General features: G+C 63.3%; 8 protein-coding genes. 4 read left to right on the plus strand and 4 right to left on the minus strand.

The annotated features are described in order from the left end of the window. The first annotated feature begins 56 nt into the window (after positions 1 to 56). On the plus strand, positions 57 to 986 hold the full coding sequence (locus tag ACUN9Y_RS06005; RefSeq protein ID WP_445459777.1) for a LysR family transcriptional regulator: 930 nt from the start codon (positions 57 to 59) through the stop codon (positions 984 to 986). Positions 987 to 1,028: 42 nt separating this feature from the next. On the opposite strand, the gene ACUN9Y_RS06010 is transcribed toward ACUN9Y_RS06005, so the two are convergent. Beyond that, the gene (locus ACUN9Y_RS06010; RefSeq protein ID WP_445459778.1) at positions 1,029 to 1,982 is read right to left on the minus strand and encodes a LysR family transcriptional regulator; all 954 of its coding nucleotides are present in this window, start codon (positions 1,980 to 1,982) and stop codon (positions 1,029 to 1,031) included. Between the two features lie 86 nt (positions 1,983 to 2,068). On the opposite strand from ACUN9Y_RS06010, the gene ACUN9Y_RS06015 reads away from it, so the two are divergent. After that, a complete protein-coding gene (locus ACUN9Y_RS06015) occupies positions 2,069 to 2,497 on the plus strand; it encodes a DMT family transporter (protein ID WP_445459779.1) in 429 nt (142 codons plus the stop codon). A gap of 13 nt (positions 2,498 to 2,510) precedes the next feature. Next, a complete protein-coding gene (locus ACUN9Y_RS06020; protein WP_445459780.1) occupies positions 2,511 to 3,014 on the plus strand; it encodes a DMT family transporter in 504 nt (167 codons plus the stop codon). Positions 3,015 to 3,136: 122 nt separating this feature from the next. Here the strand turns inward: ACUN9Y_RS06020 and ACUN9Y_RS06025 are convergent, their stop codons facing one another. After that, on the minus strand, positions 3,137 to 4,030 hold the full coding sequence (locus tag ACUN9Y_RS06025) for a LysR family transcriptional regulator (protein WP_445459781.1): 894 nt from the start codon (positions 4,028 to 4,030) through the stop codon (positions 3,137 to 3,139). Between the two features lie 88 nt (positions 4,031 to 4,118). Here ACUN9Y_RS06025 and ACUN9Y_RS06030 point away from each other — a divergent pair, with 88 nt between their 5' ends. Next, positions 4,119 to 4,868, plus strand: a complete 750-nt coding sequence (locus tag ACUN9Y_RS06030) for an NAD(P)H-dependent oxidoreductase (protein ID WP_445459782.1) — start codon at positions 4,119 to 4,121, stop codon at positions 4,866 to 4,868. 335 nt (positions 4,869 to 5,203) lie between these two features. On the opposite strand, the gene ACUN9Y_RS06035 is transcribed toward ACUN9Y_RS06030, so the two are convergent. Then, the gene (locus ACUN9Y_RS06035; RefSeq protein ID WP_445459783.1) at positions 5,204 to 6,154 is read right to left on the minus strand and encodes an SH3 domain-containing protein; all 951 of its coding nucleotides are present in this window, start codon (positions 6,152 to 6,154) and stop codon (positions 5,204 to 5,206) included. 75 nt (positions 6,155 to 6,229) lie between these two features. Next, positions 6,230 to 11,281 (minus strand): beta strand repeat-containing protein, encoded by a 5,052-nt coding sequence (locus ACUN9Y_RS06040; RefSeq protein ID WP_445459784.1) that lies wholly within the window; start codon positions 11,279 to 11,281, stop codon positions 6,230 to 6,232. Positions 11,282 to 11,361: the final 80 nt, after the last annotated feature.

Consider the following 11,361-nt stretch of genomic DNA (forward strand, 5'->3'; position numbering starts at 1 on the left):
ACATCAGGAGGATGTTTACGCATGGGCTATCGGCGACCACCGAGGAGCGTACCGACATGATGCGTCTGAGCGATATCGACACCAATCTGCTGGTACTTTTCGATCTGATTTATCGTAAACGAAATCTTCAGCAGGTCGCAGAGCACCAAGGCATTACCCAGCCTGCTGTCAGTCATGGGTTGAAACGGCTGCGACTACTCATGGCCGATGAGCTTTTCGAACGCACCTCGACTGGGCTTGTTCCGACGGCCTTCGCGACGCGCCTGCATCCTCCGGTAGCCGAGTCCCTGCGCCAGCTTCAGGAGAGCTTGAACCTGCCACGCGACTTCGATCCGGCTCACAGCGACCGGCATTTCACCATCTCGATGACAGATATTGGCGAGATCGTCTTCCTCCCACGCCTGATGCACCAACTCGAGCTGGAGGCACCCGCGGTGAGCATCGAAACCGTGCGCGGTCATGACCTGAAGCGACGCATGGAGGAAGGACGAATAGACCTTGCCGCCGGTTTGATTCCTCAGCTCGGTGCCGGGTTCTTTCAGCGTCGTCTGTTTCTTCAGCACTATGTTTGTCTGATGCGAAAGGAGCACCCACTTGCATATGGTGATATCACCATTAGCGACTTCCGCAACGCACAGCACGCCGTCATCGATGCCCAGGGGACCGGACATGATCGACTCGAAGATCGCTTGATCAAGGAAGGCATTCAAGCGCCATTGACCCTGCGTATGCCGCACTTCGTCACGGCTCCATTCGTGATCAGTTCAACCGACATGATCGTCACCGTGACCAACAAGTTAGCCGATGCCACTGCCGAACGTTTCGGACTGGTGGCGCGGCCCCATCCGCTAAAATTTGCCGAACTTCCGATCAATATGTTCTGGCACCGGCGTTTCCACAAGGATCCCGCCAACCAATGGCTGCGCGGACTCTTCCATCGGCTATTTGCCGAGTCCGATAACGACGAAGAAGGCGACGAGCCCTGACCGCTCGGACGTCCATGGCAGCGAATCCGGCATAGGACGCGCTCACCCCCCCGGATCGAACTGCGCAGGCGCCTCCCAGGGTGGGAAGTGGGTTTCCCAGCGCGCCAGAACCGTCAACAAGGCATCGACCTTGGAAGAGCGCAGCCGGTTCTCGGGAAAGATCGCATGGATGCCCTGTAGCGTCGGCTCCCCGGCCGCCTCCCAGTCACCCAAGATCGGCACCAGGGTCCCCTGTCTGAGCTGATCGAACAGCAGCCAGGTGGGAAACAGCACGATGCCCTGGCCTTCCAGCGCCGCAGCGACCAGGCTGTCGGCGTTATTGCTTCGCAGGTTGCCATGCACGCCGACATCGCCAAAACGCGGTTCTCCAGGGACGCGGAAGTACCAGGGTTGTTCGCCCCGAGTACCCTTGTATACCAGGCAATTGTGGGAACGCAGATCCCGAGGCGTCTGCGCTCTGCCGTGCTCGGCCAGATAAGAGGGCGCGGCACAGACCACGAAGCGTTGCATGGCGAGCCGGCGAGCCACCAGGCTCGAATCCTCCAGCGAGCCAATTCTGATCACGACATCCGCCCCCTCCTGAACAGGATCAACGAAGGCATCCGTCAACGTTAGTTCGACCTCGATGCGCGGGTAAGCCGCCTGAAACTCGGCCAGCAAAGGGGCGATATGGCGCCTACCGAAAGCCACCGGCGCATTCAATCTCAATAGCCCTTGCGGATTGTGCGCCGCTCCCCGAACGTCCTCCGTGGCCGCATCCAGCCTCTCCAGCGCCTCACCGACACGATGAAAATAGCGTTCGCCAACATCGGTCAGGCGTACCGCTCGGGTGTGGCGATAAAGCAGGCGATGCCCGAGTGCGCGCTCGAGACGAGCGATGCGTCGCGATACCGACGAAGGAGGAAGGTCGTGATAACGCGCCGCCGCGGCGAAGCTTCCCGTAAGCCCGACCCGGACGAAGAGCCGCAGGGTAATGAGGTCGACAGCATTGTCCATAGCGCAACAAACCTTTGCTCAAACCACTAATTGTACGTCTATCAGCACGAGATTAGCCTACTCGCTTTTCCCATCAAGGACGCGAAATGAAACACCTCGTCATCCTGCTCATCGTGCTGGCGGCCGGCATGGGGCTGTCCGTGGAAGCCGGCCTGCTGGGGCCGCTGGGCGAAAGCGTTGGCCACCTGTCGGCGACACTATCGATCTTTCTCGTCGGCAGCCTGCTGCTGAGTCTGGCTCTCGTGTTCGGCACTCGGCCGCCGCTCGCTCGGCTGTTTTCCCAGCCGAAGTGGCTGCTGACCGGCGGCCTGCTAGGCCCCATCTATGTCGTTGTCCTAACGCTTGCCACGCCCCTGGTCGGCGTCGGGCTGACCATGGTCGGCATCCTCTGCGGGCAGCTGGCGGCGAGTCTCGTCATCGACCACTTCGGCTGGCTTGGCGGCGAACGACGCGCGATCGATGGCTACCGAGTCTCGGCCCTCGGTCTGATTCTTGTCGCCCTCTGGCTGATCTAAACAGGAGCCCAACATGCTGTTGTCACTTGTCTTTCCCTCGTTACTGCTCGGCGGCGCCGTGCTTGCCATCCAGTCCTCCGTCAACGGCTCTCTGGGGGCCAAGGTCGGCGTTCTGGCCAGCGCCTGGCTGACCTTCACCGTCGGCGCCGTGGTGACCTTTCTGCTCAAGCTGTTCGTCGAGCCGGCCCACGCAGCCACCCTGTTCAGCGTTCCCAAGTGGCAGTTGACCGGTGCCCTGTTTGGCGTGACCTACATGCTGGCCGTGGTGTTTGCCGTCCCCCGGGTGGGAACCGCGGCTACCACCGTGGCGGTGATCTCGGGCCAGCTGTCGATGAGTCTGGTGATCGATCACTTCGGCTGGCTGGGCAACGAGCGCCTGGCGCTGGATTCGTCGAGAATCACCGCCCTGGCCCTGCTGGCTGCGGCCTTGGGGCTCATTTATCTGAGTAATGCGCGCCGGTCCCGCGAGGCGCAGCCCGCAACCGTGGTCAACCAACCCCATTCGCAGACCCCTTGACGGGCAACGCTCAGGCGCAGGTGTCTCCCCATCAGGCGCTTCGACGGCGGCCGGGTGGGGCGCGGCAACGCCCGGCCCCGCGCCCTGTCGACGGCCCTGTCGCCGGCCACCTCGACCGCGGACTAGCGTCGCGGCAAGCCCAGCACCGCTGCCTGCGCCTGCATCGCCTCGGCGATGGCGTCCATGAACACTCGAATGCGGCTCACCGAGCGCAGATCGGGGTGGGTCAAGAGCCAAAGGTCCACCGCCAGCTCATCGATGGACGGGCTCAACCGATCGAGCCCCGCATCACTCTCCCCGAGGTAGCAGGGCAACACCGCGGTGCCCAATCCCGCACGCGCCGCGGCGGCTCGCCCGAGCAGACTGTCACAGCGATAGCACTGACGCTCACTCACGCCCTGGGCCTTCATCCATGCCTCCAGCATCGCATCGTCACGGCCAGCGCCCTGGCCTATCCAGGCATCGGTACAGGCGCCTCCCCACTCCTCACAGGCGCCACGACGCGCGTACAGCGCCTGCTCGATCCTGCCGATACGACGGCCTATCAGCGTTTGTGGCGGCGCGTTGGAGGGACGAATCGCCACGTCGGCATCACGTGCCGCGAGATCGAACCGCTGATTCGACACCGAGACGTCCAGCACGATGTCCGGCTGAGTCTGGCGGAAACTCGCGAAAACCGGCGTCAATAACGCCTGCAGCAAGGTATCGGTGGTGGTGACTCTAATGCCCCCGGACAGGCGTAGGTCATGGCCCAGCACCCGGCGCTCGGCCCCCGCCACTTCGCGTTCGATACCTGCCGCCGTTCGCGCCAGGTCGTCGCCTGCCTCGGTCGGGCGATAGCCCTTCTTCGAGCGCTCAAACAGGGTAACGGACAGGCGAGCCTCGACCTGGCCGAGCCGACGAAATACCGTGGCATGGCTCAGCGACAGGCGCCGCGCTGCACCGGACAACGAACCGGCAGTGGCGATGGCGAGGATGACTCGGAGGTCTTCCCAGTGAAGCGTCTGTTCATTCATGCAAGATCCCTTGTCGAAATTAGGGAATGTTATTGCATCGTTGCACAGATTAGCGTGGTGAACAGGCCCAACACTGGAGACCGCTGCCATGAATGTTCTGATCGTGCACTGCCACCCCGAGCCACACTCTTTCAACGCCGCCCTGACCGAGGTGGCCGTGGACACCCTGGCGGCCCAGGGGCATGACGTCACCCTGGCGGATCTGTACGCCGAAGGCTTCGACCCTGTGGAGCGGCCTGACCACTATATCCATCGCCACGACACCGACGTTTTCTTGCCACTCAATGAACAGCGCCACGCCTTCGACAACAAGGGGCTATCCGCCGATGTGGCCCGGGAAATCGAGCGCCTGGAAGACGCCGACCTGGTCATCGTGCAATTTCCGCTGTGGTGGCACGCCCAACCGGCCATGCTCAAGGGCTGGTTCGACCGCGTCATGGTCTACGGCGGCCTTTACTCGGGAAGTCGCCGCTACGACCGCGGTCATTTTCGCGGCAAGCGCGCGCTGTGCTCGGTGACCACCGGCTCACCACAGGCGGCCTTCGGCCCCTTCGGTCGAGGCGGCGATATCGCCACACTGATGTGGCCCACCCATTGCTCGCTTTACTATCTGGGGTTCGATGTCCTGACGCCGCAACTGACCTACGGCGTTCAAGGAGGGGGACTCAGCTATCAAGACGACGCAAGCTTTCGTGCTTACCTAAAAAGCGCCAAGACCGATTGGCAAACGCGGCTCGACAGCGTCGATGAAGAAAGGCCTATCCCTTTCACCGGCTGGCGGGACTGGGACGAACACGGCGTGCTCAAGGCCGGCCACCCACTGCGCTGGCGGGCGTGAGCACCGGGCCAGCGCGCTCGCTCGAGGCGGTGATATCGTCACGCTGATGTGGTCCACCCATTTCTCGCCTGACTACCCAGGGCCCAGGGTTTGATGTCCTGCCGCCGTAGCTGACCGATGGCGTTCAGCTTGGGTCTTCGCTATCAAGATGACGCTAGCCGCCGAGGTTATCGGACCAGCACCATGCACGACTGGCAAGGGTGGCCGGAGTGTCTCTATGAGCAAGCTCCGATCATCGTCACCGGCAGGACGACTGAGACGACCGGGGTGTACTGAGGGCCTATCGGCAGCTTCGCTGGCGAATGTGGATAGCACCTTCCCGAACCGGTGCCCCATCAGGGCGCCAGAAACTGGGTGGAGATCCAAGCGATGCCCGGAAGTTCGGGAAGATAGACCTGAGTCCACCCATCGGCACTACCGAGTACGGTCAGCCGTTCCCCCCGCGCGACCTGCGCCACGACAGCGTGTTGCACCGAGTTGCCCGCACGCACGTTGACTCGCTCTGCGGTGACCGACTGCGTGGCCAAGCGGGGCAGCACCAAGGCAAGGTTTTCCCGGGCCGGAGCGAAATCCTGGGCAGCCGCCTGGGCCAGCCAGAAGACGCTCCATGCATTGTTTCGGACCACCCCAAGTCCGCGTGCATACAGCACCGCCAGGTTGTTCTGCGCCGGAGCGTAGCCCAGCAGCGCCGCACGGCGATACCACCATGCAGCCTGCTCGGAATCGCTTTGGACGAGAGTTCCCGACTCGTAGAGCGTCCCCAGTTCATTGCACGCTTCGACCACATCCGCCTCTGCCGCCGCGCGTATCCAGTCCACGGCCTGACGCCGCTCGGCGGCATCGCGGGAGGTTTTCAACACCAGCTGCGATAGCCGCCACTGCGCCTGGGAGTGATCTTGGTCGGCCGCCCGTCGCAGCCACGCCATCGCCGCATCCAGGTTGCGCACCACGCCGTCACCACGCAAATAGAGTCCGGCCAAGTTCACCTGGGCATCGGCATGGCCCGAGTCGGCCGCAAGACGATACCAGTGCGCCGCTTCCGGCATGTTCGATGACACGCCGTAGCCAAACTCATAGGACACGCCGAGATTGTATTGAGCCTGTGGGTCACCGCGCTCGGCAGGCAGCCGCCACTCGCGAATCGCCGAGGCATACTGCTGCTGCAAGAACGCCGAGACACCCTCTTCAAGCCCCGCCGATGCCGGGGCCGTCAGCAGCACTAAACCGAGCAGCACGGCACTACCCAGCACCCACACCGTCCTCAATATCAAGGTTGCCTTATGCATTCGTCGAGCCCTCAATCGGGGCTGACTCTGGCCACTAGCACCAGAACCGCCGACGGTTTTCTCTCACCTACCCCATCAGAACAGCACACCGGACACGCCCAGGCCCACTGTCGCGCCGGCATCCGAACCACCAACCCCCAAGTCGATGCTCCAGCGACCGCTCTCTGCCGTGCGTCGAAAGCTGATCCCCAGAGCCGTTTCGCCGTTGTGGTAACCCGTACCGACGTGATACGTCAGCCGGCCTGGCACATAGGGGGCATCGCCCATGGCCGCGACCGCCGCAATCCCGGCGCTGGCCTTCTCTTCAACGTCATCGATACGATTGTTAACGTCCTTGAACGAGCGCTGGTAACGCCGATCGAGGGCTCCCAGTTGCGCAACGTTGACGGCGTCCGTTGCCGACACGCCCGGTGCCACGTTGCGCAGCAATGTCGGGCGAGCACCATTACCGAAGGTCACCGCACCGTAGTTGACCCGGCCCCCCGGCGAGCGATCGTAATTCACCGAAGCGGATTGGACGGCCGACAGCTGGCGCACGTTCACGGCATCGGTTCCCTGAGTGCCACCAGCAACATGGGTGATCTGCCGCTCCCCACCCTTGCTGCCGATGGACAGCGCCCCACGGGTGGACTCGACGCGCTGTTGGGTAAACGCCTCTTGTTGGCCACTCATTCCCGCGCGGTCAGCGATGGCACCCGAACCGAGGGCGACACCGTCACCGACACTGGCGCTGGCACCGAGACCCAACGCCGTGCTGCGAGCACCGGATGCCACGCTAGCCCCCCCCACGGCCAAGCTCTCTATGCCCGACGCCGTTGCCGCAGAGGCACTCGAGTTGGACGAGAAATACGCACTGCCCGCGCCTGAGACCTGAAGATTCGATAGCTGGTCCTGAATCGCCCAGAGCTGGCTGCCATTGACGGCATCGGCGCTCGTGGAGGAGATGCTGCCCGATGCCAGGTTAGCGATCAGGGTGCCATTGGTTCCACTCAGCTCGATCCGGTCATAGTCCACACCGCCACCAGTGGCGGCATAGGTGACGATCTGCTCATCCGGCACAGTCGACAGGGTGAGGTCACCCTCGATCGACGTCACGCGACCTTCCACCTCATTGACCGCTTCGGTGACCGTGAAGAGCTGGCTGCCATTAATCGCATCGGTGCTCGAAGCGCTGACGCGCCCAGCCGCCAGATGCGTAAGCGTGCGCTCTGCACCGGGCGAGCCGATAGCCACTGTGCCAACCGGTGATGAACCGGCGAAAGACACCGACTGCCCCGCCAACAGCATGCCCGAGGTCGCCACTACCGCTGACGTACTGGCGCCATTGCCCAGCGCCACGCTCGCATCGACGGAGGCCATTGCACCGGCACCGAACGCCACTGATCCTGCCCCGGTTGCGCTCGCTCCGGCGCCTAGCGCAACCGAGCGGGCCCCCGTCGCCGCGGCCACCGCACCCACAGCGATCGACTCTACGCCGCCGGCATCGGCTTGCGACCCGAGCGCAACGGCATCCGCCATTCGCGCGCGTGCCATGGCCCCGATGGCCACCCCGCCCGGGGCAGTCGTATCGACGATGGCTTCACGCCCGATACCCAGCCCATCGTTACCATTGACGCTGGTACCAGGCCCCACGGCGATGGCATTGATCCCCGTTGCCAATGAATCCGGCAGGCCAGAATTGGCATGGAAATACTGCTGCCCTGTCACGGACAGTGACGCGATCGCTCCTTGAAGCTGGCGCACGTTCACCGCATCCAACTCGGCGGACCCGTCGGCCACATTGGTCAACTGGCGATAACTGGTATCGCTACCAAGAGAAATTGCCCCGAGCAATTGCCGATCCGTTGTATCGAAGCTGATGGCGCCCGAGCCAGAGCCAATCGTGCCCGAGGCTGGCGCCAACGCTCGACTGGACACCGACCCCGAACCCAGGGCCACGCCGGCGTCTACCCCAACCGCCGTCTGCGCCCCAAGGGCGACGCCTCGCTCGGCAATCGAACTGGCCCCAACGCCTACCGCCAGCGCCTCCAGGCCAGAGGCTCCCGTATTGGCATAGTTGGCACCTTGGACCCCGCCATCGTTGACACTGAAGTAGTGCTGACGATTGGCATCAAAGTATCCAAGATTGACCGCGTCCCCGGCGGCAAGGGGGCCACCAAGGCTCGATAGGCGATCGCCATTCATGTCGATACCGGCCGCACTCAGCGTTGGCCCAGCGCTGATCGCCAGACTCTGGGCGCTTAACGCCGAATTGGTGCCGATGGTGATCTGGCTACCCGAGCGGCTCAGTGCGATGTTGTCTCCGTCCAATAACTCAAGGGTGTCTCCCGGCCCGATCTGCGTTGCCGTATCGCCGTTGGCCTGAAGGTTCCAGCCTTGATTCGCGGTAACAGTTAGCGAGCCTAGAGCCTGGTTGGTGGCGAACAGCTGGCTACCGTTGACCGCCTCACGGCTGGTCCCCGACAGGGTGCCCTCGGCCAGATTGCCGATGGTGGTGCCGCCACCGGCGCCATCACCCAATAGCGTTACGCTGCCCGGCGTCAGCACGCCGCCGCCATCGCGGTCGTACACCACCGCACCCTCGGTCAGGGTGGCGGTATTGGTCTGCAGCGTATCGATATCGCCTTCATTTACCGTGACCCGACCATCAAGAGTCGTAATGCCGGTCTCGGCGGTGGTGACACGGCCGTCCAGTGAGGTAATCCCGCCTTCGTTAGTCGTGACCCGGCCATCGAGCGATGTAATGCCGGTCTCGGCGGTGGTGACCCGACCGCCCAGCGTGGAAATCCCACCCTCGTTAGTCGTGACCCGCGTATCCAGCGATGAGACGTTCTGGTTGGTGGTAAATAGCTGACTGCCGGTGACCGCCTCGCGGCTGGTGCCCGACAGGGTGCCCTCGGCCAGATTGCCGATGGTGGTGCCGCCACCGGCGCCATCACCCAATAGCGTTACGCTGCCCGGCGTCAGCACGCCGCCGCCATCGCGGTCGTACACCACCGCACCCTCGGTCAGGGTGGCGGTATTGGTCTGCAGCGTATCGATATCGCCTTCATTCACCGTGACCCGACCGCCCAGCGTAGTAATCCCACTTTCGTTAGTGGTAACACGACCATCGAGAGTCGTAATACCGGTCTCGGCGGTCGTAACCCGGCCGCCCAGTGAGGTAATCCCGCCTTCGTTAGTGGTAACACGACCATCAAGAGTCGTAATCCCACCCTCGTTAGTCGTGACCCGGCCGCCCAGGGCGGTGATATCACCCTCGCTGGTGGTGACCCGAGTATCCAGCGACGAGACGTTCTGGTTGGTGGTAAATAGCTGACTGCCGGTGACCGCCTCGCGGCTGGTCCCCGACAGGGTGCCCTCGGCCAGATTGCCGAGGGTGGTGCCGCCACCGGCGCCATCACCCAATAGCGTCACGCTGCCCGGCGTCAGCACGCCGCCGCCGTCGCGGTCGTACACCACCGCGCCCTCGTTAAGGGTGGCGGTATTGGTCTGCAGCGCATCGATATCGCCTTCATTCACCGTGACCCGACCATCGAGAGTCGTAATACCGGTCTCATTGGTCGTGACCCTGCCATCAAGAGTCGTAATGCCGGTCTCGGCGGTCGTAACCCGGCCGTCCAGCGTGGTAATCCCACCTTCGTTAGTGGTAACACGACCATCAAGAGTCGTAATGCCGGTCTCGGCGGTCGTAACCCGACCGCCCAGTGAGGTAATCCCACCTTCGTTAGTCGTGACCCGGCCATCGAGCGATGTAATGCCGGTCTCGGCAGTGGTGACCCTGCCGCCCAGGACGGTGATATCGCCCTCGCTGGTGGTGACCCGAGTATCCAGCGACGAGACGTTCTGGTTGGTGGTAAATAGCTGGCTGCCATTGACCGCCTCGCGGCTGGTCCCTGACAGAGTGCCCTCGGCCAGGTTGCCGATGGTCGTGCCGCCACCGGCGCCATCGCCCAATAGCGTCACGCTGCCCGGCGTCAGCACGCCGCCGCCGTCGCGGTCGTACACCACCGCGCCCTCGGTCAGGGTGGCGGTGTTGGTCTGCAGCGCATCGATATCGCTTTCATTTACCGTGACCCGGCCGCCCAGCGTGGTAATCCCACCTTCGTTAGTGGTAACACGACCATCGAGAGTCGTAATGCCGCTCTCATTGGTCGTAACCCGACCGCCCAGTGAGGTAATCCCACCTTCGTTAGTGGTGACCCGGCCGCCCAGGACGGTGATATCGCCCTCGCTGGTCGTTACCCGAGTATCCAGCGACGAGACGTTCTGGTTGGTGGTAAATAGCTGACTGCCGGTGACCGCCTCGCGGCTGGTCCCCGACAGGGTACCCTCGGCCAGATTGCCGATGGTGGTGCCGCCACCGGCGCCATCACCCAGTAACGTCACGCTGCCAGGCGTCAGCACGCCGCCACCGTCGCGGTCGTACACCACCGCGCCCTCGGTCAGGGTGGCTGTATTGGTCTGCAGCGCATCGATATCGCCTTCATTGACCGTGACCCGGCCATCGAGAGTCGTAATGCCGGTCTCGGCGGTCGTGACCCGACCGTCCAGTGAGGTAATCCCACCCTCGTTAGTCGTGACCCGGCCGCCCAGTGAGGTAATCCCGCCTTCGTTAGTGGTAACACGACCATCAAGAGTCGTAATCCCACCCTCGTTAGTCGTGACCCGGCCGCCCAGCGTGGTAATCCCGCCTTCGTTAGTGGTAACACGACCATCGAGAGTCGTAATGCCGGTCTCGGCGGTGGTGACCCTGCCGCCCAGTGAGGTAATCCCGCCTTCGTTGGTCGTGACCCGGCCATCGAGCGATGTAATGCCGGTCTCGGCAGTGGTGACCCGGCCGCCCAGGGTGGTGATATCGCCCTCGCTGGTCGTGACCCGCGTATCCAGCGACGAGACGTTCTGGTTGGTGGTAAATAGCTGGCTGCCGGTGACCGCCTCACGGCTGGTTCCCGACAGGGTACCCTCGGCCAGATTGCCGATGGTGGTGCCGCCACCGGCGCCATCACCCAGTAACGTCACGCTGCCCGGCGTCAGCACGCCGCCGCCATCGCGGTCGTACACCACCGCACCCTCGGTCAGGGTGGCGGTATTGGTCTGCAGCGCATCGATATCGCTTTCATTCACCGTGACCCGACCATCGAGAGTCGTAATACCGGTCTCATTGGTCGTGACCCTGCCATCAAGAGTCGTAATGCCGGTCTCGG

The sequence above is a fragment of the Halomonas sp. V046 genome, from assembly GCF_052645355.1.